Here is a 24,779-nt window from a genome sequence, read left to right on the forward strand (position 1 = left end):
TCACAGCCTCCTTACAGCCGCCGGGCAAAGGGCGGAAGCGGTTTTCTTTTCTTCAAGTATCAATGCAACGGAAAAATGCGGCAGAATTCTGCCCGGGCACGGGATCATGCTTCCAGCAGCGTAACGGCATGGGCCGCAATACCCTGCCCCTGGCCGGTAAATCCCAGATGTTCCTCGGTGGTGGCCTTCACACTGACCTTGTCCAAAGCAAGATTCAGTGCGCCGGCGATGTTGGCACGCATGGCGGGAATATGCGGCGCCAGCTTGGGGGCCTGACACAGGATGGTGGCATCAATATTGCTCACCACGTAGCCGGCCTGGTTCACCAGCTTTCCCACCTCCTGCAAAAGCTGCAGGGAATCTGCCCCTTCATACCGGGGGTCCGTATCTGGGAAATGCTTGCCGATGTCTCCCAGCGCAGCCGCACCCAGTAGCGCATCCGAGATGGCATGCAGCAGCACATCTGCGTCGGAATGGCCCAGCAGGCCCTTTTCATACGGGATGTCCACCCCGCCCAAAATCAGGCGGCGGCCCTCGACCAGCCGGTGCACGTCATACCCATGTCCGATACGCATGGTGGTTTCCCCTTTCAGATCTTCTTTGGTGGTAATTTTCAGGTTGGCATAGTCTCCCGGTGTCAGAATCACCGGCAGCCCCGCCAGCTCAAACAGGCTGCAGTCATCGGTCACGAGATCCGCCTTTTCACCTGCTACTGCGGCCAACGCCTGAAAATACAATTCCCGGCGAAAGCACTGAGGCGTCTGCACCGCAAACAGCGTGCTGCGGTCAGGGGTGATCTGCACCCGGCCGTTTTCATCGGCCACCTTGACGGTATCCTTCACCGGGACAGCCGGGGCGGCAGCACCGCTCTTTTCGGCAGCTTCGATGGCAGCCGTGATGACATCCGGACTGACAAAGGGGCGCGCCGCATCATGGATGGCCACGATCTCTCCGGACGCAGCCGCCAAACCGGCACGGACACTCTCAGCCCGTGTGGCGCCTCCCTGTACCGCCCTGCATGGCTTTGCGCAGGCCGCAGCCAATTCCCGGCAGGTTTCCATATTGGCCCCCGCCACCAGCACAATATCCTGCACCCGCGGATGAAGTTCAAAAGCCCGCAGGCTTGTCTGCAGCACCGTCAGCCCGTTCGGAAGCCGATGGCTGAGTTTGTCAAATCCCATACGCCGGGATGACCCTGCCGCCACCAGAATGGCAGTCACGGTTTGCGCCATATCCGGCGCCCCCTTTCCGTAGTAAACCTTGCACCGGGGCGGGACAGCGTACACACACCCCAGTTTGACCATGCTACCATTATACAAGTATCCAACGGAAAAATCTACCGCTTTGAGACAGATTGAAAAAGTTTTGAAATAAAAAAGCCTCCCGCCGGGGCGGGAGGTCATAATGGCAGGTATACTTTTGACAAATCAGGCACGGCGGCGCTTGTCCAGACGGATCTTGTCCGCGATCATGGCAATGAATTCGGAGTTGGTCGGTTTGCCGCGCAGGCTGTGTATGGTGTAACCGAAATACCCATTGAGGGTATCCACATCCCCTCGGTCCCAGGCCACCTCGATGGCGTGACGGATGGCACGCTCCACACGGGATGCCGTGGTGCCGTTGCGTTTGGCGATTTCCGGATACAGCCGTTTGGTCACGGCATTGATGTATTCATGATCCTCCACCGCCAGCAGGATCGCATCCCGCAGGAACTGATATCCCTTGATATGGGCCGGAACGCCTACCTGGTGCAGAATTTCGGTAACGGTGAGCTCGTCGCTGTCCTGGGAAAATGCCTGCGGACGCGCGGGTGTTCCCGCGGCCTTCAGCACCCGGCTGACCAGTACGGTCTCATCAAAGGGTTTGACAAAAAAGAACGAAAAACCATTATCCAGCAGATCCTGTTCGATCTCTTCGCTCTGAAAGGCGCCTGTCACAAAAAAGGTGGTGTGGGTGCCGGTGGTATCCTGGGCTTCATACCGCTGCTTTACCGTGATGGCATCCAGATCGGGCATAAATGCATCCAGCAGCACCGCCTGCGGGTGGGTGTCCAGCAGCGCTTTCAGGGCCTTGCTGCCGTTTTTCTCACATACCGTCACCGCAACGCCCTTGTCCTCCAGCGCCTGGCGGCACAGCGCCGTGGTCTGCGCGCCGGTATCGGTCATCAAAAACTTGATTTTGTCCATTGTGATACACTCCTCATTCATCAGCGGCCAGCCGCCCAGCCGCGCAGGTTTTTCTCGACAATGGAAATATTACCATATTTTACCAATTCTGGCAATAGGAAGTTTTCGGGGCATTGTGACACTCTTCCCCACAATTCGACACCAAGTCCCCTTATCCGGCAGTTTTTTACCGGCTTTTTGCCGGTTTTGCCCTCTGGCAGCCCCTTTTCTCCCCACCCGGATCGCACCGGCTCTGGAAAAAGCTGGATTAGGCTCCCGCTGCATCCGCCCGTTCCAGCATGGTGGCAGCAAAGATACCATAGCCGCGGGTCGGGTCATTGACCAGGACATGGGTTACAGCCCCCACCAGGGTACCGTTTTGCACCACCGGGCTGCCGGACATGCCCTGGACGATTCCTCCGGTAACGGACAGCAGCCGGTCATCCGTCACACGGATCAAAAGGTTGCGGTTGGGATCTCCTGCTGTCATATTGACCCGCTCTATGGTCACGTCATACCACTGGGGCGCTGTGCCGTCGATTGTGGTGAGGATTTGCGCCGGACCGGGAGCGACCTGCTGGATCTCGGCCACCGGCATGACCTGACCGGTCACGGCAGCCGCCGGATTCTGCAGTGTGCCGTACACGCCGGTTGCATCATTGGCACTGACCGTGCCCAGCGCGGCCGCACCGGAAAACTCCCCTTGCAGTTCTCCCGGTGCACCGGCAGCTCCCTTTTGCACACCTATGATGGTCACAGGTACGATCTCACCGGAAAGCAGAGGAAAATCGGCACCGGTATCGCTGTCGCTGACCGCGTGCCCCAGCCCTGCAAAAGTCCCGTACTCCGTGTCCACAAAAGTCAGGGTCCCGATCCCCGCCGAGGAATCCCGTACCCACACTCCGGCCCGCCAGACGCCGCTGTCCCGGTCCCGCACAGGGGTAAGGGTACAGGTATGCTGCACCCCATCACGGGAAAAGACAACTTCAATGGGGTCCCCTTCTGCCGACGTAATGGCCATAGAGAGTTCCTCATTTCCATGAATGGCCTGCCCTGCCGCTGAGACGATCACATCTCCCAAACGCAGTCCCGCTTCCTTGGCCGGGTTCTCGGTGCCCAGGGCGGTGAGCTGATCGGAAAAAGCCACCACCAGCGCCCCGTCAGCAAACATCTTGACCCCGAAAGGAGCCCCGGATACAGTGACCGTGCGGGTAGCGGAAGCCACGGTCCGCACCGTCTTGACCGGCAGCATCCCGAACAGGCGCAGCGTCTGGTTGGCACTGCCGGTTTCGCTGCTGCCGCTGACGGCTGCCGTACTGCCCCTGGACGGTTCTCCTGCCCGCAGAAAGGGCATGGCCGCCAGGGTCAGGGTACCGCCCGGTTCTATATAAAACGTATCCGGCAGAGCTGCGCGCAGTCCCAGCAGAGCCGTTGCAAGCAGAGCACCGGTCAGTGCCAGTACTCCCAACATGCGGCGCACAAAGCGCCGCGCGGCATGTTCGGGCATGGGGGTCCCCTCCTTTTCCATACCTCAGTATGTGCAGGAAGGGTCGAAATATTGCAAGCAAAAACCGCCGCATGGGAAAAAGCCCATACGGTGGTTTCGCTCAGAAAAAAAGGTTACAGCAGCATCATAAGAGTCCCCACCACATTCAGGAGCAGACCAAATGCCGCCTTGCGGCTGAGCTTTTCACCAAATACCACGGCCGAAAATGCCACGGTGACCAGGATACTCAGCTTGTCCACCGGCGCCACCACACTGGCAGGACCATCCTGCAAAGCACGGTAATAACACAGCCAGGAAGCACCGGTGGCCAGCCCGGACAGGCACAGGAATCCCAGTTCCCTGCGAGGCACCAGAACCACCTGCCGCTGTTTGCCTTCCAGAAAGACCATTCCCCAGGCCATGACCAGCACCACAGTGGTGCGGATGGCGGTTCCCAGGTTGGAACCGATATCACTGACACCGATCTTGCCCAGGATGGAGGTCAGACTGGCAAAAAATGCCGATCCGGCCGCATACCACAACCAGCCATGGCCGGCAGCAGAAGGCGCCGTGCTCTGCTTCTTTTCGATCATCAGCCATGTGCCCGCCATGATCAGAACCATGGCCGCCGTCTTGATGGGAGTAACACCCTCCCCCAGAAAAATCAGCGCCAGCAAAATGGTGAGGACCGTGCTGGTCTTGTCCACCGGGACCACCCGGTTGACATCCCCGATCTGCAGAGCCCGGAAGTAGCACAGCCAGGACGCGCCGGTACACAGGCCGGACAGCACCAGAAACAACATGGATTTGCCGGTGACATCCTGGATGCCGGCCCATTGCCCGGACACAGGTACCATGACCCAGGCCATGACCAGTACCACGCAGGTGCGCAGCGCGGTGGCAACGGTGGAATCAGTCTGCCGGATACCGCACTTGGCAAGGATGGCGGTGATACCGGCAAAAAACGCGGACGCGGCAGCAAACAGCAGCCACATGAAAGGGTCCCTCTTTTCCGCTCAAACGGAGATTTTCAGAATTCAGGCCGGCAGCTCATTCGGTCTTCCAGAATGCACAGGAATAAGGCGCCAGATCACTGCCGCCGCCAAAGTCGTGGGGCTTGCCGGTGATCAGGTCCACGGCGCAGCCCGCCTCGGCGTTGAAGTCGGCGTGGTAGGGCTGGCTGTCGGCATTGATGGCCACCAGGACCCGGTCCTCCCCGCTGCGGCGTTCAAAGATCAGCTGCTTGGGCTGCACCAGGATATTGCGGTAGCTGCCGTGGCACAAAGCCGGACTGGCGGCACGGGCTCCGGCCAGAGCGGCGATCCAGTCGGTCAGTTCGTTGTGTTCCGGCTTTTCGATGGCCGGACGCAGGGCGGGGTCTCCATCCTTCTTCTCCCCGGTAACACCCCACTCGCTGCCGTAGTAGACGGCGGGCGTACCGGGCATGCCGAACAGCAGACCGTACAGGGGTTCCAATTCTTTCTTGTCGGTGAGAATGCTGGCCACACGGGTAACGTCATGGTTGTCCGCAAAGCTGAGCAACTGACGGCCGGTGTACAGGCACCAGGGCTCGGAACCGAACTGGCGGTTCAGGCTGTAGGCGATCTCGTGCATATTGCCGGTATTGAAGCTGGAATACAGCCCCTTGTAGCATTCGTAATTGGTGACCGAGTGGCAGGCATGGTCGTTCATCCACCGGTTGTAGTCCCCGTGCAGGGTCTCCCCCACCAGCACGAAATCTTCCTTGAGGGAGGAGGTAAACTGGCGCAGCGCCCCCAGAAAATCCAGGTCCAGACAATAGGCCACATCCAGGCGCAGCCCGTCGATCCCGTAATCCCGCACCCAGGAGGAGATGGCGTCAAACAGATGTTCCCGCACAGCAGGATTGTGCAGGTTCAGCTTGACCAGCTCGTTGCAGCCCTCCCAGCTTTCATACCAGAAGCCGTCATTATAATTGGTGTTGCCGTCAAAATGAATGTTGAACCAGTCCTTGTACGGGCTGTCCCACCGCTTTTCCTGCACATCCCGGAATGCCCAGAACCCACGGCCCACATGATTGAAGACGCCGTCAAACATGACCTTGAGTCCGGCTGCATGCAAAGCCTGACAGACCCGGCGCAGGTCCTCATTGGTGCCAAGGCGCACATCCACCTTTTGGTAGTCCCGGGTGTCGTACCCGTGGGCATCGCTCTCAAACAGAGGGTTGAACAGTACACAGGTCGCCCCCAGGTCCCGGATATGGTCAACCCAGTCCAGTACCCGCAGCAGACGATGTTCGGGCACGCCGTCATTCTGCAAGGGTGCCCCGCACATTCCCAGCGGATAGATCTGGTAGACGACAGCATTTTGATACCACATGGTCGATCTTCCTTTCCTGAGCTTGTACGCCAAGCTCAAAAGCGTTTTTTCCAGTATCGGCGCAGACGCAGGCGGTAAACCAGGGTCAAAGCGGTCACGGCACGATCGCACAGAAGAAAAGCCACATTGCACAAGACCACCAGCACCACGGCCAGAGCGGCGGTGGCAGGCATGGTTTCCATGATATCCGGCAAAAATACCACCCGAAGCAGTGCATACATAACCACGGTGGCAAGATTGAACACCGCCAGTTTCGCGCCCCAGCGCACCGGTGCCAGACGCAGGCGGTCCAGCAGCGTTTTAAGCACTGGATAAGGTCCCAGTACCAGCGCATAGAACAGCGACAGCTCCGGGTCCGGCACAAGGAGAAGCCCCAGCACAGCCGCAGCCCCATACTGGGTCAGGGCAGCGCGGGGGCCATATTCCACCAGAGTCGGGATGAGCAGAAATGAGGCCAGCATGGGCGCAGCATAGGTACCGATGCCCAGCGCAGTTCCCACCAGCAGGATCACAACCGTGAGCGCAGCCAGCACACCGCACAGCGCTATGCGCCGGCTTTGGGTATTTTTCATGTGCAAACTTCCTAGAATCCGGGCGTTATGCGCCTTTGATTTGTCCTTATTATACATGGTGTTCAGCGTCTTTGCAATTCCCTTTTGTAACTTACTCTTCCTTTGTCATGGTATACATTTGCTCAACTGTACAAAACTGATATCCCTGCTCAGAGAACCAGGTCAGTATATCCGGCAGCGCCTGCACGGTCTGTCCGGCGGCAGCGGTATCGTGCATCAAAACCACACACACCCGTTTTCCCATCGCATCCTGCTGTATATTCTGCAGAATGGCAGCCGCGTTTGGATGCGCAGAAGTGGCATCTTCGGCACAGACGTTCCAGTCGATCCAGTGATACCCCTTTTCCTCTGCCTCCTCCACCAGTTTTTTCATGATATCCTTTCCGCCGTACCGGTGGCTGACCGTATTGGTGCTGCCGCCGGGAAAGCGCAGCCAATGAATCTGTTCCACATCCACCCAGGCGGACAGCGTCTGACGCAGTTGCTTGATGTCCAGCCAGAAATCCGTGGGGCTTTTGTAGATATCCGCATATCGATGGCTGGCACTGTGCAGGGCAATCTGATGTCCGCCTGCCTGGATCAGGGGCAGTTGATCAAAGTATGGTTCATTGATGGGCTGGGCTGTCACAAAAAAGGTGGCCGGAGCCTGATACCGGGCCAGAGCGTCCAGAATGGCAGCTGTATTTTCCGAAGGGCCGTCGTCAAACGTCAGGCAGACATACCGTCCATCCAGCGCGGCAGCCGCCTGCACCGCCAGCCGGTCATCGGGAACGGCGGTTTCTTCCTGCGCGGGATGCGGCATATAGTCCGCCAGAAAGAACGCAGCAAGGCATAACAGAAGCAGCGCCGCCAGACACCAGCGGACGGTTTTGACAGAAACACCCATGGGACCTCTCCCCCTCTTCGGCATGGTTCTGACTCATATGTATGCCGGCTTTCCCGGCTGCATACAAAAAAGCCCGGACCACACAGCCGGTCCGGGCTTTTGACATCATCAGAAACGCAGGGCCACCTTGCCGCGGCGGCGGCGACGGCGCCAGGTGGACGGCGCAAACAGCGCCAGCATGGGGAACAGTTCCAGCCGGCCGGCCAGCATGTTGAAGCTGAGCAGCCATTTGCACCAGGGAGAAAAATCTGCAAAGGACCCCATGGGCCCCACAATCTCCAGACCGGGTCCCACATTGTTGATGCAGGTGGCCACGGCGGTGAAGCTGGTGATCAGATCAAAACCATCCAGCGAAATAAGCAGGATGGAACCCACAAAGAGGGACAGATACACACTCAGGTACACGCTGGCGCCGCGGACGGTCTTGTCATCCAGGGGACGGCCTTCAAAGCGGATGGTGGTCACCGCATGGGGATGCAGCATGTGCTGGACTTCCCGCACGCTGGACTTGGCCAGAATAATCACACGGGAAACCTTCAGGCCGCCGGCGGTGGAGCCGGCACAAGCGCCCAGGAACATCAGCATAACCAACACCGTCCGGCTGAAAGAAGGCCACATATTGAAATCGGTGGTGGCATAGCCGGTGGTGGTAATGATGGACGACACCTGGAAAAAGGACAGACGCAGCGCCTCGGCAAAATTCTGGCACATATGGCTCAGATTGACCGCAATGGCCAGGGTGGACGCAGCCACCACACCCAGGTAGGTCAGCAGCTCTTCAGACAGGAATGCCTGCCGGAAATGCCGCAGCAATATGTAATAGTACAGATTGAAGTTGATGCCGAAGAGCAGCATAAAGACGGCAATGACCATCTCGATATACACGCTGTTGTACGCCCCCACACTGAGGGCCTTGCAGCTGAAACCACCGGTGCCGGCTGTCCCGAAGGAGTGGATGAGCGCATCATACAGCGGCATGCCCCCCGCCAGAAGCAGCACAACTTCCACGGCCGTCATCACCAGGTAGATGCGGTAAAGAATTTTGGCCGTATCCTGCAGTTTGCTGGACAGCTTGCCCACGGTGGGGCCGGGGACCTCCGCCCGCATCAGGTGCATGGCGCGGCCGTCGGTCATGGGAACCACCGCCATGACAAAGACCAGAACGCCCATGCCGCCCACCCAGTGGGACAGGCTGCGCCAGAAAAGACAGCCTCGGCTCATAGCCTCCACATCCTTGAGGATGCTGGAGCCGGTGGTGGTAAAGCCGGACACCATCTCAAAGAAAGCATCGGTATAATCCGGGATATCCCCCGAAAGCAGAAAAGGCAGCGCGCCGAAAGCGCTCATGAGAACCCAGGCCAGAGCGACGACCACCAGACCGTCTCTGGCATAGATGACCGTATCTTTGGGCTTGCGCAAGCCGAACAGGCACCCGAGCGCCATCAGCAGCAGGATGGGAATGAGAAATGCAAAAATGGTGTTTTCCCCATAAATCAGTGCACAGGCCATGGGCAGGACAAGCAAAGCAGCCTCCGCCATGAAAATGCGGCCGAGAACAAAAGCAATCATTCGATAATTCATTGGCTCGCCTCTTACTCCACGACCTCACGAAGGTCGGTAATGGGCGTACCGGTGGTCACGATGACCACGTCGTCCCCGCGGCGCAGGCTGTCGGAACCGGACGGGATCAGGGTCTGGCCGTTGGCACGCACGATGCCTGCAATCAGCATCCCCTTTTTCAGCGTCAGGTCTTTCAGCGGTGTGCCCACAAAAGGAATGTCCGGCCCCACATTGAATTCCAGGATCTCCACACGACCACTCACTGCACGGTGCAGGGTCCGGATGTTGGACCCGAAGGAGTTCTGCATCCCGCGCACATACTGCAGAATGGTCTCGGCGGTGACATCGCCGGTGGACACCACACTGTCCACCATCCCGTTTGCGGTGGCCAGATCCGCAAAGGAGCTGCGGTTGATCTTGGCTACCACCTTGCAGGAATTGAGCTGGGCCGCATACATGGAAAGGATGATGTTCGTCTCATCCAGGCCGGTCAGAGCCACAAAGGCATCCATCTCCGCCAGACCTTCCTCATTGAGCAGTTCACTGTCCGCAGCGTCCCCCTGAATGACCAGGACTCCGGGCAGGCGTTCGCTCATGTCACGGCAGCGGGCCGGGTCGTTGTCAATGAGGGTGATGTGCATGTGCATATCCCGCAGCTCCTTGAGCAGGTAATACGCCATGCGGCTGGCCCCCACCACCATGACGTTGGACGCACGGCCCTTGAACAGCCCCAAACGGCGGAAAAAGTTCTCCAGTTCCTGGGGAGAGGCAGTCAGATAAACCTTGTCCCCTTCTTCCAGCACGAAATTGCCGTCGGGGATGGTGATATCTTTTCCATGGGCCACGGCACACACCAACAGCTTGACATGCATATTGCTGTACAGGTCAGACAGCTGCAGGCCGCACAGAGGGTTGCCGGGATTGATGCGGTATTCAATCAGTTCAAACCGGCCCCGGCAGAACTGTTCCAGCTTGATGGCATTGGGAAAACGCAGCACCCGGGAAATCTCACGGGCTGTGGCCTTTTCCGGATTGACAAACATGGAAAGCCCCAGCTCCTGGCGCATGAACCGCAGCTGTTTTTCGTATTCCGGGTTGCGGATACGGGCAATGGTATGGCGGGTCCCGATCTTCTTGGCAACCAGACAAGCCAGAATGTTGATCTCGTCGCTGGAAGTGGTGGCCACCAGCAGGTCGGCACCGTTTTCAAAGGCTTCGCTCTGAATTTCATAGCACCCGCCATTGCCCGGTACGCCGCGCACGTCAAAGACATTGACGATGCTCTCCACGCGGTCAGGGTTGATATCGATACCGACGATATCATGCCCTTCGGCAGTCAGCTGCTCGGTCAAAGCACGGCCGACCTTGCCCAAACCGACGATCACGATTTTCATACTGCACCTCTGTACACGAAATAAACGCGCAAAGCCTTTCGGATTTGCGCAAAATTTCCATTCTATTCTTGGCTATTATACGAGAGCCCGCGACAAAATTCAACTGTTTCTTTGCTGTATCTTAATCATGTGTTCCTTTTCTTAGCTGATTCTTTGCCTGTCAAGGTTGATTTTTCCCAACGCCCCGTCCCGCAGCGGCCCCCTGAAAAAAAGGCTTGCATTTTACTGGTAGGTATGATAGAATACCCATTGCAGCGCTGGTGGTTGATCCGGTGGTGCAATATGCGGAAGTGCTGGAATCGGCAGACAGGCACGTTTGAGGTGCGTGTGTCCATGACGTGTGGGTTCAAGTCCCATCTTCCGCACCAACCCAGCGGGTTTGGCCCCGCCCAAAAGCCCCGGCTCTGTGCCGGGGCTTTTGGTTTGTCCGGATTTTTATGCAAAGAAAGACCTCACCGCAGGGCATTCGTTCGCCCGAGGAGTCCATTTATGGCTATCAAACACGATACCGCCCTGACCACCGGGCCCATCACCAAAAGTCTGATCCTGTTTGCGCTGCCCATGATGGCCGGCAATCTGCTGCAGCAGCTGTACAATGTGGCGGACACCATCATCGTAGGCCGCTTTCTGGGAGCCGATACCCTCGCGGCGGTCGGCTCCGCTTACACCCTGATGACCTTTCTGACTTCCATCCTGCTGGGGTTGTGCATGGGCAGCGGCGCACTGTTTTCCATCCGTTGGGGAGAGGGCGACCGCAGCGGACTGAAAAGCGGGATCTTCCACGCCTTTGTATTTATCGCGTCGGTGACCATAGTTCTGAACATAGCCGTCTTTCTGCTGTTGGATCCCATCCTGGTCCTGCTTCAGGTCCCCCACGGCATCATTCCCCTCATGCACACCTATCTGTGGTGTATCTTCTGGGGCATCCCCGCTGTGTTCCTGTACAATTACTTTGCTGCCCTGCTGCGGGCAGTGGGCAACTCGGTAGTGCCCTTGGTGTTTCTGGGAATATCGGCCATTCTGAACATTGCGCTGGACCTGACTTTTGTGCTGATCTGCGGCTGGGGTGTGGCCGGTGCGGCCATTGCCACCGTCATCGCCCAGTATGTATCCGGCATCGGCATTGCGGTGTATACCTTGATCCGCCTGCCCATGCTGGTACCCGCAAAAGAGGATTGCCGTTGGAGCCGGAGTGTATTGGGTGAGATCGTTTCCTTTTCCCTGCTGACCTGTGTACAGCAGAGCATCATGAACTTTGGCATCCTGATGGTGCAGGGGCTGGTGAACAGCTTCGGGGAAGTGGTCATGGCAGCCTTTGCCGCCGCCGTCAAGATTGATTCCTTTGCCTACATGCCGGTACAGGATTTCGGCAACGCCTTTTCCACTTTCATTGCCCAGAACTACGGCGCCCGCAGCCAGGAACGCATCCGCAAAGGGACCCGCAGTGCGGTAATCTGTGCCGCCGTTTTCTGTGTGGCGGTGAGTGCGGTCGTATGTCTGTTTGCCGCACCGCTTATGGGCATTTTTGTGGATCCCACCGATCCGGCCGTGGCCCAGATCACCGCCGTGGGTGTTCAGTATCTTTGGATCGAAGGTGCCTGCTACTGCGGCATCGGCATCCTGTTCTTGCTGTATGGATTCTACCGGGCAGTGCGCCGTCCAGCCATGTCGGTGGTGCTGACTGTCTTCTCCCTGGGCACCCGGGTGGCCCTGGCCTACGCTCTGGCGCCGCAGGTGGGCGTGTGGGGCATCTGGATCTCGGTCCCCATCGGCTGGGCACTGGCCGACCTGGTGGGGGCGGTGTACTATTTCCGCCGCCGTGCCGCTCTGCTGCCGGAATCATCTTCTTTTTGAAAATATGCATGAAAAAAGCCCCGGCTGGTAAAACAGCCGGGGCTTTTTGGTGCGGATAACAGGAATCGAACCTGCACGTCATGGACACTGGACCCTAAAACCAGCGCGTCTGCCAGTTCCGCCATATCCGCTCAACACACACCAGTGTACCAAGCGGCGGACATTTTGTCAATCGGCAGACAGGCTGTTCAGGTAGGCTGCAGGGCCGCTTTCGTACAGATCTCCCCCATGAGCGTCCAGCAGAACGGTCAGCGGCATCTTCTCCACCGTGAGGCGGCGCACCGCCTCGCAGCCCAGATCCGGCCAGGCGATGACCTCACAGCTGCGGATGCTGGCAGCCATCAGGGCACCGGCTCCGCCCAAAGCGGCCAGATAGACCGCCCCGTTGCTGACCACGGAAGCCTTGACGGCGGCATCCCGTTTGCCCTTGCCGATCATGCAGGCAAGCCCCAGGTCCAGAAGACGGGGGGTGAACTTGTCCATACGGCCGGCGGTGGTGGGTCCGGCAGCGCCAATGACCTGGCCGGGACGTTCCGGGGTGGGGCCCACATAATAAACAGCGGCACCGCGGATATTAAAGGGCAGCGGTTTGCCGGCATCCAGCAGCTCCATCATCCGGCCATGGGCCGCATCCCGGGCGGTATAGACCGTGCCGGACAGAAGCACGGTATCCCCCGCTCTGAGCTGTGCAAGGGCTTCCTTTGTCAAAGGCGTGTGAAGCTCATACTGCATACCTGTTTACCTCCCCTGCCGCGCACGGCGGTGCAGTTCCTTTACCTCCTCATGGTGACGGTTGACCATATCTTCCAGCTTGGGGTCGGCAATGCCGCCGGAAGCACGGGAGGAGGAGAGCGGAATATCAATGTCAGAAGTACGCGGAGCACGGCGCCCCACGCCTTCCAGCGGGATATCAATATTGGGTTGACGTTTGGCTGGCATAACTCTTTCTCACTTCCTGACAGGTTTGTGGTTACAATTCAGCAGTGGCACGGCGGGTTACATGGCAGCCGATATTGACGGCCACCGGCAGGCACGCCACATGGGTGGGAGCCTGTTCGATGGCAACGCCCAGGCAGGTGGTGGCACCGCCAAAGCCCTGCGGCCCGATGCCCATGGCATTGATAGCCTCACACAATTCCTTTTCCAGAGCCGCATAATAGGGATCCGGGTTGGGGCAGTCCAGCGGCCGCAGCAGAGCATGCTTGGCCAGCAGAGCACATTTGTCGAAACTGCCGCCCACGCCTACGCCCAGAATAATGGGCGGGCAGGGATTGGAACCGGCCAGCCGGACCGTTTCCAGCACGAAATCTTTCACGCCCTGTACGCCGTCGGCGGGCTTGAGCATGGCCAGACGGCTCATGTTCTCGCTGCCGGCCCCCTTGGGTGTCACCGTAATGCGGCAGCCGTCCCCGGGGACCAGCTCCACCGTGAGGAAAGCAGGGGTGTTGTCCTCGGTATTCTGGCGTTTCAGCGGGTCGCCGGTGATACTTTTGCGCAGGTAGCCTTTGGTATAACCACGGCGCACGCCTTCATCCACCGCATCCCGCAGAGTGCCGCCGGTGATATGAGCGTCCTGCCCCAGCTCCACAAAGACACAGGCCATGCCGGTATCCTGGCAGATGGGCAGTTCCTTCTCCGCTGCGGCGTCCAGGTTGGAGCGCAGCAGTTCCAGGGTGGTCCGGGCCAGCGGCCAGGGTTCAGCCGCGATGGCCCTTTCTTCCGCGGTGCGGATATCCTCCGGCAAAAATCGGTTTGCCTGGATGCACAGCTGTTCTACCGCGTCGGTGATGGCAGCGGCCTGAATTTCCCGAATGCTCATGCGCGGGCCACACCGCTTTCCCGCGCAGCTTGCGCCACAGCGTCGGCCACGGCCGGAGCCACACGGGGGTCAAAGGCCTTGGGCAGGATATTCTCTTCGTTGAGTTCCTCATCAGGGATCAGGGAGGCGATGGCGCGGGCAGCGGCCAGCTTCATGGAAGCATTGATGTCCCGGGCACGCACGGACAAGGCGCCCTTGAAGATGCCGGGGAAGGCCAGGACGTTGTTGACCTGGTTGGGGAAGTCGCTGCGTCCGGTACCGATGATGCGCACACCGGCTGCCTTGGCGGCGTCGGGCATGATCTCCGGGGTGGGATTGGCCATGGCAAAAACAATGGCATCCGGGGCCATGGTGGCAGCCATCTCCGGGGTCAGTGCTCCGGCCACAGAAGTGCCGATGAACAGGTCGGCGCCGCGGATGGCATCTGCCAGACCGCCGGTGACCCGGCGGGGGTTGGTGGATTCAGCCAGAGCCGCCTTGTGGCCCACAAAGCCGGCGGGACGGCCGGGTACCAGGATGCCGTGTTCATCCACAGCGATGATGTCCTTGGCACCAGCGGTCTGCAGCATCTTGATGATGGCGGTGCCAGCAGCGCCGGGGCCGTTCTGGACAATGCGGATATCCTCGATGCGTTTGCCCACCACTTTCAGGGCGTTGAGCACGCCTGCCAGCACGATGATGGCGGTGCCATGCTGGTCATCGTGGAAAACAGGGATATCCAGATCCCGCTCCAGTTCGGCTTCGATGTCAAAGCATTCGGGGCTGCGGATATCTTCCAGGTTGATGCCGCCGAAGGTGGGCGCGATGGCTTTGACCGCCGCCACGACCTCCTCTTTGGTCTTGGCGTTCAGGCAGATGGGGAAGGCGTCCACCCCGCCGAACTCCTTGAACAGGACACATTTGCCCTCCATGACCGGCAGACCCGCTTCGGGACCGATATTGCCCAGGCCCAGCACGGCGGTGCCGTTGGTGACCACGGCCACCGTGCGGCCCTTGAGGGTGTAGGTGTAGACATCATCCGGGTTTTCCTTGATTTTGCGGCAGGGCTCGGCCACACCGGGGGTGTAGGCGGTGGAAAGAGCATCCTTGTCCCGCACTTCCACCAGGCTGTTGACGGTCAGTTTGCCATGGTGGGCTTTGTGCATGGCAAGAGCGGCGGCATTGTAATCCATGGGTCGACTTCCTTTCTGAGACGGTTCTTTCCCCGCCGGCAAAGCGGGAAACGGGTCAATGTTTGTGATCGGGTTCCAGCTGGGCGGCGCCGTAGTTGGATTCCAGACGGATAACACAGAAATGGTCGGGCCAGCGTTCCTTCACCGCATCCCGCAGGGCGGTCGTCAGCTTGGTTCCGCGATGGTCCCGGGCGGTAAGATATTCCGGCGGCACAGCACAGTCAAACACCACATTGGTATGGCTGTTGCCGGGTACAATGCGCAGATCATGGATGGCAGCGGCAGGTTCCAGTTCGGCCGCCTTGCTGCGGACAAATTCCCGCAGTTCCCGGGCATGGGGATCATCCACCACCACCGGATCATAGTGGATGGTGGCAGTAAGGCCATCATCCCGGGCCAGATCCCGTTCGATATTGTCGATGACGTCATGGCTGGCCAGCACATCGGCCGCCGCGGACATCTCCACATGGAAGCTGACCAGACGATTGCCGGGGCCGTAGTCGTGAAGCATCAGGTCATGAATGCCCAGCACGCCGGGATAGGTCATGACCTTTTCCTCAATATGGCGGATCAGGGCCGGGTCGGGAGCAGCGCCCAGAATAGGGTCCAGGGTATCCCGGACCAGGCCGAAGCCGCTGTACAGGATAAAGGCCGCCACCGCCAGACCGGCCAGACCATCCAGACGGTTGATGCCGGTAATGGACGCTGCCAGACTGGCCACCAGGACTGCGGAGGTGGACACCACGTCGTTGCGGGCATCGGCTGCGGTGGCGATCAGGGTTTCGGACCCGATGAGGGTACCGATCCTGCGATTGAAGGCGGAGATCCACACCTTGATCAGGATGGATGCCACCAGGACCGCGCCGGTGAGCAGGCCGAATTCCACCACCGAAGGATGAATCAGCTTGGCCACGCTCTCCTTGAGCAGCTCAATGCCAATGACCAGGATCATCACCGATACAGCCAGACCGGCCAGATACTCGTATCGGGCATGGCCGAAGGGATGTTTGTCGTCCGCCGGACGGGCCCCCAGGCGGAAGCCCACCAGACTGACCACACTGGAACCGGCATCGGACAGGTTGTTCACGCCATCGGCAGCGATGGCCACGCTGCCGAACAGGGTGCCGACGGTGAATTTGCCGGCAAACAGAAGCAGATTGCAGAAAATACCGGCCACGCAGGCCAGATTGCCGTACGCAGCACGCACGGAAGGTTTTGAAGTGTCTTCGCTGTCTTTGATGAAAAGACGGATGAGCCAACGGGTCACGCCCTGGTCTCCCCTTTCTTGTTGGACGGATACATATGGTATCCCGGCTGAAAAAGCAGCGGAGCCGCGCAAAGGCGAGTCCGCTGTGTAAAGTGTTTTCGGTTTATGCCCCGCTTGCCAAACAGCAGGGCAGGTTCAGAGGCAATCAGTCCCGCACGATGCAGGCATCGCGCTCGGGGCCGACGGAGATATACTTGATACGGCAGCCCACAGCCTGTTCCAGGTATTCCACATAAGCGCGGGCCTCAGCAGGCAGATCCTCATACTTGCGGACACCGGTGATGTCGCAGTGCCAGCCCTTCATCTCCTTGATGACCGGCTGGGCGTCGTCCAGAGTTTTGCCGGTGGGGAAACGGCCGGTCACGGTGCCGTCGGACAGACGGTAGGATTCCACCACGGGGATGGTTTCCATATAATCCAGCACGTCCAGCAGGGTGAGGGCCAGTTCATCACAGCCCTGGCACTGCACGCCGTAACGGCTGGCAACCACGTCGAAGGGACCCACACGGCGGGGACGGCCGGTGGCAGCACCATATTCATGGCCGTGTTCACGCAGCACGTCCTTGTCGGCTTCGCTCATGGCCAGTTCGGCGGTGAAGGGGCCTTCGCCCACGCAGGAGGAATAGGCCTTCATGATGCCCACGGACAGGGTCAGCTTGCGGCCCGGAATGCCGGCGCCGATGGGTGCGTAGGCACTGATGGTGTTGGAGCTGGAAGTATAGGGATAGATACCGTAGTCGATATCACGCAGAGCGCCCAGCTGGGCCTCAAACATGATCTTCTTGCCGGCGTCATCCGCCTGGGCCAGATATTCGCCCACATCGCAGATATAATCCTTGAAGGCAGCAGAGTAATGTTCGCACCAGGCCCACATCTCATCCACACTGACGGGCTTCTGGTCATAGATGTTGACCATGGTCAGGTTCTTGGATTCCACAATGGTTTCCAGGCGCTTGCGCACACCGGCGTCCATATGGACCAGATCCCCCATGCGCAGGGTCTTCTTCATGAACTTGTCGCCATAGGTATAGGCGATGCCGCGCTTGGTGGAGCCGAACTGTGCACCTGTCTTGGACAGACGGGCCTCTTCCAGGCCGTCCTGATCCACATGGAAAGGCATGGTGATGGTAGCACGGTCAGAAATCTTCAGGTTGGCGGGGCTGATCTCAACGCCCTGCTCCCGCAAGGCCGCGATCTCCTTTTCCAGATGGACAGGGTCAATGACCATGCCGCCGCCCATGACGCAGACCACGTCAGGACGCAGGATGCCGGAGGGGATCAGGTTCAGCACGAACTTGCCGCGCTCGTTCTTGACGGTATGGCCGGCGTTGTCACCACCCTGGTACCGTGCGACGATGTCGTAATCCTGGCTGAGAAGGTCGACCATACGGCCTTTTCCTTCGTCGCCCCAGTTGATGCCGGTAATTGCAGTAAGCATGTTTTGCAACCTCTCTTTTGGTTCAATGTACAGCCTTTTCCGCCCGACCCCACAAGGGGCCGATTTGTTCAAACCGGGATACGCCGCCGGGTATGATTATACCAGAGATTATCCAAAAATACAAGGCGCGCCCCGCAGGTTCGAACAAAACTTGCGGAGCGCAGCAAAGATTTTTACTGGGCGGCACGGGCCTGCGCCACCGCGTCGATGAGCGGCTGGGCTTCCGGTGCCGTCAGGATATGGAATCCGTGATCGTCCTCGTACACCACATCCACCAGATCCCGGTAAGGCAGTTCGTCAACGCGCACACTGGGATCCGCGATCAGGAACACCTCCCCTTCCGGCGGATTGATATGGGACTTTGTCTGCAGCCATCCGTGCAGATCCATCCGGCTCAGGTCCGTAACATCCCACATTTCCAGGGTTCCGTCGGAAAGCTCGGTCATCACATTGGCAAACCAGAAGGTGGCGTACCCCTGGGTGTATCCGTTGTCCACCAGCCAGTCGCAGATGGTTTCCAGGTGCGGCTCACCCCGGGGCGGCACTTCCACAAACCGAAGGGTGGTCGAGGTGCTGACTCCCAGAAACGCCACCGCAAAGGCAACGGCCAGTCCCCGCCGGGGCAGGCCCCGGCGCAGCGGGAAGGTCTCCCCTTCGATTCCCAGAACCGCAAACGCCAGCGGTACCACCGGCAGCCAGTAGCTTCCGTTGATGCCGATCATTTCATTCATAAAGGCAAAGGCGATGCTGTCCACCAGCAGGCAGGACAGGAAGACGGTCAGCACCGCCATCCGGACAAAGGACAGCTCCCGGCGGCGCATGAGCAGATGCACCACCGAAGCGATCAGCACACCGGCAATCACAAGCCCCAGTGCCCCCAGCAACCCCTGCAGACTGAACAGAGGGATGGGATCCCCGAAGCTCAGGGTGCCGCTGTCGCCGGGATATCCGAAGAGGGTCAGGAAATCGGCCCACACCCTTGTCAGATATTCAAAACTCAGGGCCGTCCAGCTTCGCTGTCCCTGGTCCGAAAAGGTATGGTTGGCGGCCAGGACTTTGGCGTTCACAACATAGCCTGCCAGCGAAACCACCGCCGCCCCCCATGCCGCTGCGGCAAACCGGACCTGGGGCACCGTCCGGGGGCGTTCCAGCGGTGCCTGGTTCCAGCGCCAGCCCAACAGTACCAGGGCTGCCGCGGCAAGGGGCACATACAGGTTCATCAGGATGCGGATCCCGTTAAGTCCCGCCGCAAAGGCCAGTCCGGCCAGCAGCACAGCGCGGACCGCCGTACGGCGGGCAGAGTCCATTGCGGTGGTAATGCGCAGCACAAGGCCCATGCTGAGCATGACAAAAATCATATGTACATAATAAAATCCGCCGAAAACGCAGTGGAACATCTGCCAGAATCCAAAAGGACACAGCAAAGCTCCCACCAGCCAGGGTGCACTTTTACGCAGCGACGCGCCATACAGAAAATACAACCCGGACACTGCCACCAGCGCAGACAGGATTGCCTGGGCCAGGGTGCGGGCTGCGTGCCAGTTCTGCGGAAAGACCGCCAGCCCCAGTTTGAAGAGGAGCTGTTCGCAGAACACCCGCAGTTCGGTGGAATAATACCAGGCGGTGGAAAGGACCCCGCCTTCTTTATTCAGCTGAGCGGCCAGGACCATCTCCGAGGCCATGTCGCTGTCCAGCAGGGAACGCCCGTACACCACCATGAAGATCACGCCGAACAGCCAGGCTCCGAACAGCCACAGCCACGGCACCACGGCCCACAGCGTCTCAGCAGCCGTCTTTTTTGTCTTAACTGCGGGCACCGCGCACACCCTCCTTTTTCAGCAGCGGGTGACGGGTACCGTCCGGTTCCTGCACGATGGTATGTTCCAGCTGTTCCTGCACCGCAGCGCGAATGTCCGCAAGATAGCGACGGCGCAGGTCGGCACGCTCGGCGATTTCGGCCTCGGTCAGGCCCACCGTCTTCGCTTTGTGTGCCAATTCATTGATACGGTCAATTTCGTGTCTTTTCATGGTTTCCCCCTGTAAAATTCCGGCCGAACCGGAAACATTTCTGTTCAGTATACCACGTTCCAAAGCAAATTGGAATGTTGTGCTGTACATTTTCGAAAAATGATGTATAATGATGAGGTATCACTTCACAAAAGACAGGAGAAGCCCATGAAACTGATGAACATGACCCGCCCGGTGGCTGTGCTGACCGCCGCCGCGCTGACTCTGGGGCTGGCCGCCTGCGGCAAGCAGGAATCCGAAGCCGCCAGTTCCCCCGAAACCGCCACGCCGGAGACCTCCACCGAGGAAAGCGCCGCCGATCCCTATGCGTATCTGGCAGATTTCGATTACAGCTCGGTTTTTGACGAGAATGGCTATGTGACCGGCGTGACCGCCTCCGATTACATCACCCTTCCCGATGACCTGGGGCTGAGCCTTTCGGACGAGGCCAACACGGTGACCGATGAGGACGTTGCCAACTACATCAATGACAACATCCTGGTCAACTACACCACCACCAATCAGGTGACCGACCGCGCTGCAGCCGACGGAGACACCGTGAACATCGACTTTGTCGGCTCCGTGGACGGCGAGGAATTTGACGGCGGCTCTGCCGAAGGGTACGACCTGACCCTGGGCAGCGGTTCCTTCATTGACGATTTTGAGGACCAGATCGTGGGTCACATGCCCGGTGAGACCTTTGATGTGAACGTCACCTTCCCCGACGACTACCAGGCCACCGATCTGGCCGGCAAGGACGCGGTGTTCTCCACCACCCTGAACTACATTTCCGAGACTGTGACCCCCGAACTGACCGACGATTTCGTGAAGGAAAACCTGAGCGAGAATCTGGGCCTGAACGACGTGGCCACCCTGAACAGCTACATCTCCGATATGCTGCTGTTCAGCCAGCAGACCAACGAGCTGTATTCCCAGCTGAGCAGCACCCTGAGCGTGCAGGGAGATGCCCCCGCCGCCCTGACCAAGTACTTTGAGGACTACTATCTGGAAAGCCCGTATCTGTACGCCCAGATGTATGGCATGTCCCTGGACGAGTTCCTGCAGGCCAACGGCTATGACAGTGCTGCCGCCTACCTGGAAACCTCCCGCCAGTATATTGACGGTGCCATCCAGCAGACCCTGATCATGCAGGCTCTGGCCGAAAAGTACGGCATCACCTGCCCCACCGAGACCCTGGAAAGCCAGTTCCAGGAGTACTTCGGCAGCAGTGACACCAGCAGCTATGTGAACTACTATGGCGAAAACTACCTGAAGATGAGCATCCTGAATGACCTGGTGATGGAACACCTGGTGGATGAGGTCAACGCCTGATCTTTCTGGTTTTCATAGCATTTTCGACCGCCCCGGAACATGCTTCCGGGGCGGTTTTTTCGTTGCATTTTATTGCTTGACAGCCTCCGGACCGCATGCTATACTGTGGCCAAATCGAGTATTTAGATGTTTTTCTAAATATCTCATATCATAGGGAGGTGCCGCAGATGGGTGATGCATTCAAAGCTTTGGCCGACCCGACCAGGCGGAAAATTCTGGAACTGCTTGCCGGCGGGGAGATGACCGCCGGGGAAATTGCCGCTCATTTTTCCATGGCCAAACCATCGGTCAGTCATCATCTGAACATTCTGAAATCCGCCGGTCTGGTAACCGATGAACGCCGGGGACAGAACATCGTATACTGCCTGAACCTGACGGTATTTCAGGAACTCATGAAGTGGTTCTATGATTTTGGGTTCATGAAGGAGGATACCGATCATGAAGAATAACAAACTGTACTGGATCCTGGGAGCCGTGTGCATGGTAAACCTGCTGGGTCACGCCCTGTGCCTGCCCACGATGCCGGAGCAGGTGCCCGTCCACTGGAACTGGGCCGGCGTGGCCGATGGGTTCGGCCCCAAATGGAGTGCTCTGGCCACCGGTCTGCTGCCGCTGGGACTGCTGCTGTTGTTCCGGGTTCTGCCCTCCATTGACCCCAAGGGCGAAAACTTTGCCAAGTTCCGGCCCATCTGGAACGGAATGGTTCTGGGCACGGTCCTGTTCGGCTGCGCCGTCAGCTGGCTGAGCGAACTGGCCGTGTTCGGCATCCTGAAGGACGGAAGCGGTGCCACCGGACTGCTGGTGGGTGGCGGCATCGGCCTTCTGTTCATTCTGCTGGGCAACTACATGCCACGCATCAAACAAAATTACACCTTCGGCTGCCGCACTCCCTGGGCGCTGGCAGACGAACACAACTGGAACCGCACCCAGCGCATGGGTGGGTTTGTCTTTATCCTCATCGGAGCCTCTACCCTGCTTTCCGGCGTGTTCGCGGGAGCCCTTGGTTTTTCCGGCACTCTGATTGTGCTGCTGGGAACCACCCTGCTGGGCTGCGTGTGGATTTACCTGTATTCCTTCCTTATATTCAAGGGATGGATGAAGTGAGGAACGGATCATGCTGACCATCGAACATCTGACCAAGATTTACCCGGGCGGCAAGACCGCCGTGCAGGACCTGAATCTGCATGTGGCCCCCGGGGACATATACGGTTTCATCGGTCACAACGGTGCCGGTAAAACCACCACCATCAAGGCGGCTGTAGGACTTCTGCCATTCGAACAGGGCGACATCCGTATTGATGGGGTTTCCATCCGCCAGGACCCGCTTGCCTGCAAGCGGACCTTTGCCTATCTGTCGGACGAGCCCCTGCTGTACCCGTATCTTACCGGACAGCAGTACCTGAACTTTGTCGCAGATGTATTTGAAGTTTCCCGCGCTGACCGTATCCGGCGCACGGAAGAACTGGCATCCACCTTCGGGATTTCCGATGTGCTGGGGGAACTGACCTCCGCTTATTCCCACGGAATGAAACAGAAGCTGGCCATTCTTGGCGCCCTGATCCACGAACCGCGGTTCCTGATTCTGGACGAGCCTTTTGTGGGGTTGGACCCGGAAGCGGTGGTGACGCTAAAAGGCCTTATGCACACCTTGTGCAGACAGGGCGGCGCCGTCTTCTTTTCCACCCATGTGCTGGATGTGGCGGAACGGCTGTGCAACAAGGTAGCCATCATCCGGCAGGGACATCTGGTGGCTGCCGGAGAGACCGCCGTTCTCACCGGCGGCAAGACTCTGGAAGAAACCTTTATGGAGGTGGTACGCCATGGCGAAACCGACACTGCGGGGTCTGGCCCTGCTGCTGAAGCTTGATCTGTACCGCCTGGGCGGCTGGAATGAGTTTGCGCACACCCGGGATCCCAAAGAAAAGCGCCGTTGGCTGATCAACGCTTTTGTATGGGGGCTGTTGGCCATAATGGCCGTGGGGTATCTGCTCTTCCTGGCCTGGGGAATGCTCCTTCTTGGGTTCGGGGAAGCCCTTCCCGGCTTTCTGTACACCATGGCCTCCGCCCTGACGCTGCTGCTGGGAGTTCTGAACATCGGCAACTTCTTGTTCAGCCACACTTTTCATGACCAGATCTCCACCCTTCCCATCCCGCACAGAGCATTGCCGCTGAGCCGGCTGCTGGCACTGTATCTGGTATATCTGGCGCTGTGCGCTCTTTGTCTGGTTCCGGGAATGGTGGTATACGCCATGGCCGTACAGCCGGATATCCTTTTCTGGGCTGCTTTTCTGTGGGGGCTCCTGCTGGCACCGCTCCCCTGCCTGACAGTTGCCTGTATTCCCAGTGTTTTATCCGCCCTCTTTGTGCGGCGCCTGCGATACAAACCGCTCATAGCCACCCTGATCCTGGTGTTGTATCTGGTGGTGGCCATGAATTTGTCCTTCCAATTCGACAGCACATCAATGGACCCCAACGATCCCTCAGCACTGCTCCTGGCTATGAAACCACTTCTCACGGCATCCGCCTCCCGTTATCCGCCTGCTGCCTGGTTCAGTCAGATCCTCTCCGGCGGTTCCGGCTCCGGTTCCGCCCTGCTGCGGCTGAGTTTGACCGCCCTGCTGCCCGCCGGGCTGGCTGCCGCCATCATCGTCCGGCGATATGACACCCTTTGCAACGCCCTGAACGCCGTTGCCGGCAGGCGGCGCGCAAACCGGAGGACCACGGTTCATACACCTCTCACTGCCCTGTATCTGCGGGAAGTACGCCGCTACACCACCTGTATGACCTGGTTTTCCAACACGGCCATCGGGTACTGCCTGATGGCAGCCATTCCCCTGATGCTTCTGTTGAGCGGTGACCGATTCTGCCGTACCATGGGACTGACCTCCGCCGTCATCATCCGGTATCTTCCCCTTGTGCTGGGACTGCTGGCCATTTTAATGCCGGTGACATCCTGTGCCATCTCCCTGGAAGGAGCGCAATGGCCGCTGATCCGCACGTTGCCGGTGCGTACCCGGGACCTTCTGCTTGCCAAAGTCCTGCTGAATCTGACCGTGGCGTTTCCCTGCTGGCTTATTGCAGTTATCGGCGGGACGCTGGCCCTGCATCCGCAAGGCCCCGATCTGCTCTGGCTGGCTCTTGTCCCCGCCGTCTACTGCGTATACGGTGCCGTGGCAGCCCTGCGAATTGACCTGGCTTTCCCGAAACTGCAGGCAAAAAACGAGACCGAGGTCGTCAAGCAGAGCACCGCCACCTTGCTGTCCCTGCTGAACGGGCTGATCTCCGCCGGCATCCCCTGGTTATTGCTGGTGATATTTCCCCATTCTGTCGTCTATGCCGGTTTATGCCTGCTTGCGGCATTGCTCACCCTGTTTCTGTGGCGTCAATGCCTGCATACAGACCTGCAAAAGATCCAATGAAAAAGCCCCCGGCTTGCCATCAATCGGCAAGCCGGGGGCTTGTGTTTATG

General features: G+C 58.9%; 23 protein-coding genes, 2 tRNA genes and 1 pseudogene. 7 read left to right on the forward strand and 19 right to left on the reverse strand.

What is annotated here, in order from left to right:
• Positions 1 to 104 precede the first annotated feature (104 nt).
• The 10 genes and pseudogenes from ispF to trkA form a co-directional block, all read right to left on the reverse strand.
• Positions 105 to 575, reverse strand: coding sequence for a 2-C-methyl-D-erythritol 2,4-cyclodiphosphate synthase (ispF, locus tag AC127K_RS01390; protein WP_483722163.1), 471 nt, complete (start codon positions 573 to 575; stop codon positions 105 to 107).
• Between the two features lie 24 nt (positions 576 to 599).
• A pseudogene (gene ispD / locus AC127K_RS01395) lies at positions 600 to 1,403 on the reverse strand (2-C-methyl-D-erythritol 4-phosphate cytidylyltransferase); the annotation flags it as partial.
• A 24-nt stretch (positions 1,404 to 1,427) separates the two neighbouring features.
• Positions 1,428 to 2,186 (reverse strand): sporulation transcription factor Spo0A, encoded by a 759-nt coding sequence (gene spo0A / locus AC127K_RS01400; RefSeq protein WP_294538358.1) that lies wholly within the window; start codon positions 2,184 to 2,186, stop codon positions 1,428 to 1,430.
• 247 nt (positions 2,187 to 2,433) lie between these two features.
• Positions 2,434 to 3,672 carry a SpoIVB peptidase gene (gene spoIVB / locus AC127K_RS01405; protein WP_483721292.1) on the reverse strand — a complete coding sequence of 413 codons (1,239 nt, stop codon included), beginning with the start codon at positions 3,670 to 3,672 and terminating at the stop codon, positions 2,434 to 2,436.
• Between the two features lie 113 nt (positions 3,673 to 3,785).
• The gene (locus AC127K_RS01410; RefSeq protein ID WP_483721293.1) at positions 3,786 to 4,646 is read right to left on the reverse strand and encodes an EamA family transporter; all 861 of its coding nucleotides are present in this window, start codon (positions 4,644 to 4,646) and stop codon (positions 3,786 to 3,788) included.
• Positions 4,647 to 4,701: 55 nt separating this feature from the next.
• Positions 4,702 to 6,009 carry an alpha-amylase family glycosyl hydrolase gene (locus AC127K_RS01415; RefSeq protein WP_294538349.1) on the reverse strand — a complete coding sequence of 436 codons (1,308 nt, stop codon included), beginning with the start codon at positions 6,007 to 6,009 and terminating at the stop codon, positions 4,702 to 4,704.
• Between the two features lie 35 nt (positions 6,010 to 6,044).
• The gene (locus AC127K_RS01420) at positions 6,045 to 6,581 is read right to left on the reverse strand and encodes a hypothetical protein (RefSeq protein ID WP_483721294.1); all 537 of its coding nucleotides are present in this window, start codon (positions 6,579 to 6,581) and stop codon (positions 6,045 to 6,047) included.
• A 91-nt stretch (positions 6,582 to 6,672) separates the two neighbouring features.
• Complete coding sequence (locus AC127K_RS01425; RefSeq protein ID WP_483721295.1) at positions 6,673 to 7,467, reverse strand: polysaccharide deacetylase family protein; 795 nt, start codon at positions 7,465 to 7,467, stop codon at positions 6,673 to 6,675.
• A 108-nt stretch (positions 7,468 to 7,575) separates the two neighbouring features.
• The gene (locus AC127K_RS01430; RefSeq protein ID WP_294538340.1) at positions 7,576 to 9,048 is read right to left on the reverse strand and encodes a TrkH family potassium uptake protein; all 1,473 of its coding nucleotides are present in this window, start codon (positions 9,046 to 9,048) and stop codon (positions 7,576 to 7,578) included.
• Between the two features lie 11 nt (positions 9,049 to 9,059).
• Positions 9,060 to 10,421 carry a Trk system potassium transporter TrkA gene (gene trkA, locus AC127K_RS01435; protein WP_483721296.1) on the reverse strand — a complete coding sequence of 454 codons (1,362 nt, stop codon included), beginning with the start codon at positions 10,419 to 10,421 and terminating at the stop codon, positions 9,060 to 9,062.
• 284 nt (positions 10,422 to 10,705) lie between these two features.
• On the opposite strand from trkA, the gene AC127K_RS01440 reads away from it, so the two are divergent.
• Both AC127K_RS01440 and AC127K_RS01445 read left to right on the forward strand, forming a co-directional pair.
• A tRNA-Leu gene (locus AC127K_RS01440) sits at positions 10,706 to 10,789 on the forward strand.
• Positions 10,790 to 10,910: 121 nt separating this feature from the next.
• The gene (locus AC127K_RS01445) at positions 10,911 to 12,275 is read left to right on the forward strand and encodes an MATE family efflux transporter (RefSeq protein WP_483721297.1); all 1,365 of its coding nucleotides are present in this window, start codon (positions 10,911 to 10,913) and stop codon (positions 12,273 to 12,275) included.
• A gap of 47 nt (positions 12,276 to 12,322) precedes the next feature.
• Here AC127K_RS01445 and AC127K_RS01450 read toward each other — a convergent pair.
• The 9 genes from AC127K_RS01450 to AC127K_RS01490 all read right to left on the reverse strand — a co-directional run bounded on the left by AC127K_RS01450 (position 12,323) and on the right by AC127K_RS01490 (position 19,999).
• A tRNA-Leu gene (locus AC127K_RS01450) sits at positions 12,323 to 12,406 on the reverse strand.
• Positions 12,407 to 12,443: 37 nt separating this feature from the next.
• Positions 12,444 to 13,007: a Fe-S-containing hydro-lyase gene (locus tag AC127K_RS01455; protein WP_483721298.1), complete on the reverse strand. Its 564-nt coding sequence runs from the start codon at positions 13,005 to 13,007 to the stop codon at positions 12,444 to 12,446.
• Between the two features lie 6 nt (positions 13,008 to 13,013).
• Positions 13,014 to 13,214: a hypothetical protein gene (locus tag AC127K_RS01460; RefSeq protein WP_294538329.1), complete on the reverse strand. Its 201-nt coding sequence runs from the start codon at positions 13,212 to 13,214 to the stop codon at positions 13,014 to 13,016.
• 31 nt (positions 13,215 to 13,245) lie between these two features.
• Entirely contained in the window at positions 13,246 to 14,088 is an 843-nt protein-coding gene (locus AC127K_RS01465; RefSeq protein WP_483722164.1) for a fumarate hydratase, read from the reverse strand.
• A gap of 2 nt (positions 14,089 to 14,090) precedes the next feature.
• Complete coding sequence (locus AC127K_RS01470; RefSeq protein WP_483721299.1) at positions 14,091 to 15,266, reverse strand: NAD(P)-dependent malic enzyme; 1,176 nt, start codon at positions 15,264 to 15,266, stop codon at positions 14,091 to 14,093.
• 55 nt (positions 15,267 to 15,321) lie between these two features.
• On the reverse strand, positions 15,322 to 16,533 hold the full coding sequence (locus tag AC127K_RS01475; RefSeq protein ID WP_483721300.1) for a cation diffusion facilitator family transporter: 1,212 nt from the start codon (positions 16,531 to 16,533) through the stop codon (positions 15,322 to 15,324).
• A gap of 145 nt (positions 16,534 to 16,678) precedes the next feature.
• Positions 16,679 to 17,971, reverse strand: a complete 1,293-nt coding sequence (locus AC127K_RS01480) for an adenylosuccinate synthase (RefSeq protein WP_294538320.1) — start codon at positions 17,969 to 17,971, stop codon at positions 16,679 to 16,681.
• Positions 17,972 to 18,144: 173 nt separating this feature from the next.
• Positions 18,145 to 19,788, reverse strand: a complete 1,644-nt coding sequence (locus tag AC127K_RS01485; RefSeq protein WP_483721301.1) for a hypothetical protein — start codon at positions 19,786 to 19,788, stop codon at positions 18,145 to 18,147.
• Positions 19,775 to 19,999, reverse strand: coding sequence for a DUF896 domain-containing protein (locus tag AC127K_RS01490; protein WP_294538314.1), 225 nt, complete (start codon positions 19,997 to 19,999; stop codon positions 19,775 to 19,777). Before AC127K_RS01490 ends, AC127K_RS01485 begins: the two co-directional genes overlap by 14 nt.
• Before the next feature lie 147 nt (positions 20,000 to 20,146).
• Here AC127K_RS01490 and tig point away from each other — a divergent pair, with 147 nt between their 5' ends.
• The 5 genes from tig (at position 20,147) to AC127K_RS01515 (ending at position 24,729) form a co-directional block, all read left to right on the forward strand.
• Positions 20,147 to 21,310, forward strand: coding sequence for a trigger factor (tig, locus tag AC127K_RS01495; protein WP_483721302.1), 1,164 nt, complete (start codon positions 20,147 to 20,149; stop codon positions 21,308 to 21,310).
• Positions 21,311 to 21,477: 167 nt separating this feature from the next.
• Positions 21,478 to 21,759: an autorepressor SdpR family transcription factor gene (locus AC127K_RS01500; RefSeq protein WP_483721303.1), complete on the forward strand. Its 282-nt coding sequence runs from the start codon at positions 21,478 to 21,480 to the stop codon at positions 21,757 to 21,759.
• Positions 21,749 to 22,414, forward strand: a complete 666-nt coding sequence (locus AC127K_RS01505) for an SdpI family protein (RefSeq protein ID WP_483721304.1) — start codon at positions 21,749 to 21,751, stop codon at positions 22,412 to 22,414. Before AC127K_RS01500 ends, AC127K_RS01505 begins: the two co-directional genes overlap by 11 nt.
• Positions 22,415 to 22,424: 10 nt before the next feature.
• Entirely contained in the window at positions 22,425 to 23,177 is a 753-nt protein-coding gene (locus tag AC127K_RS01510) for an ABC transporter ATP-binding protein (RefSeq protein ID WP_483721305.1), read from the forward strand.
• Positions 23,131 to 24,729 carry a hypothetical protein gene (locus tag AC127K_RS01515; protein ID WP_483721306.1) on the forward strand — a complete coding sequence of 533 codons (1,599 nt, stop codon included), beginning with the start codon at positions 23,131 to 23,133 and terminating at the stop codon, positions 24,727 to 24,729. Before AC127K_RS01510 ends, AC127K_RS01515 begins: the two co-directional genes overlap by 47 nt.
• The last annotated feature ends 50 nt before the right edge of the window (positions 24,730 to 24,779 follow it).

The organism is Subdoligranulum sp. DSM 23681 (assembly GCF_057005535.1).

Bases quoted from the DNA above. Each gene is read 5' to 3' on its own strand.
- ispF (WP_483722163.1), bottom strand. From the start codon at position 575: ATGCGTATCGGACATGGGTATGACGTGCACCGGCTGGTCGAGGGCCGC.
- spo0A (WP_294538358.1), bottom strand. From the start codon at position 2,186: ATGGACAAAATCAAGTTTTTGATGACCGATACCGGCGCGCAGACCACG.
- spoIVB (WP_483721292.1), bottom strand. From the start codon at position 3,672: ATGCCCGAACATGCCGCGCGGCGCTTTGTGCGCCGCATGTTGGGAGTA.
- AC127K_RS01410 (WP_483721293.1), bottom strand. From the start codon at position 4,646: ATGTGGCTGCTGTTTGCTGCCGCGTCCGCGTTTTTTGCCGGTATCACC.
- AC127K_RS01415 (WP_294538349.1), bottom strand. From the start codon at position 6,009: ATGTGGTATCAAAATGCTGTCGTCTACCAGATCTATCCGCTGGGAATG.
- AC127K_RS01420 (WP_483721294.1), bottom strand. From the start codon at position 6,581: ATGAAAAATACCCAAAGCCGGCGCATAGCGCTGTGCGGTGTGCTGGCT.
- AC127K_RS01425 (WP_483721295.1), bottom strand. From the start codon at position 7,467: ATGGGTGTTTCTGTCAAAACCGTCCGCTGGTGTCTGGCGGCGCTGCTT.
- AC127K_RS01430 (WP_294538340.1), bottom strand. From the start codon at position 9,048: ATGAATTATCGAATGATTGCTTTTGTTCTCGGCCGCATTTTCATGGCG.
- trkA (WP_483721296.1), bottom strand. From the start codon at position 10,421: ATGAAAATCGTGATCGTCGGTTTGGGCAAGGTCGGCCGTGCTTTGACC.
- AC127K_RS01445 (WP_483721297.1), top strand. From the start codon at position 10,911: ATGGCTATCAAACACGATACCGCCCTGACCACCGGGCCCATCACCAAA.
- AC127K_RS01455 (WP_483721298.1), bottom strand. From the start codon at position 13,007: ATGCAGTATGAGCTTCACACGCCTTTGACAAAGGAAGCCCTTGCACAG.
- AC127K_RS01460 (WP_294538329.1), bottom strand. From the start codon at position 13,214: ATGCCAGCCAAACGTCAACCCAATATTGATATCCCGCTGGAAGGCGTG.
- AC127K_RS01470 (WP_483721299.1), bottom strand. From the start codon at position 15,266: ATGGATTACAATGCCGCCGCTCTTGCCATGCACAAAGCCCACCATGGC.
- AC127K_RS01480 (WP_294538320.1), bottom strand. From the start codon at position 17,971: ATGCTTACTGCAATTACCGGCATCAACTGGGGCGACGAAGGAAAAGGC.
- AC127K_RS01490 (WP_294538314.1), bottom strand. From the start codon at position 19,999: ATGAAAAGACACGAAATTGACCGTATCAATGAATTGGCACACAAAGCG.
- tig (WP_483721302.1), top strand. From the start codon at position 20,147: ATGAAACTGATGAACATGACCCGCCCGGTGGCTGTGCTGACCGCCGCC.
- AC127K_RS01500 (WP_483721303.1), top strand. From the start codon at position 21,478: ATGGGTGATGCATTCAAAGCTTTGGCCGACCCGACCAGGCGGAAAATT.
- AC127K_RS01505 (WP_483721304.1), top strand. From the start codon at position 21,749: ATGAAGAATAACAAACTGTACTGGATCCTGGGAGCCGTGTGCATGGTA.
- AC127K_RS01510 (WP_483721305.1), top strand. From the start codon at position 22,425: ATGCTGACCATCGAACATCTGACCAAGATTTACCCGGGCGGCAAGACC.
- AC127K_RS01515 (WP_483721306.1), top strand. From the start codon at position 23,131: ATGGCGAAACCGACACTGCGGGGTCTGGCCCTGCTGCTGAAGCTTGAT.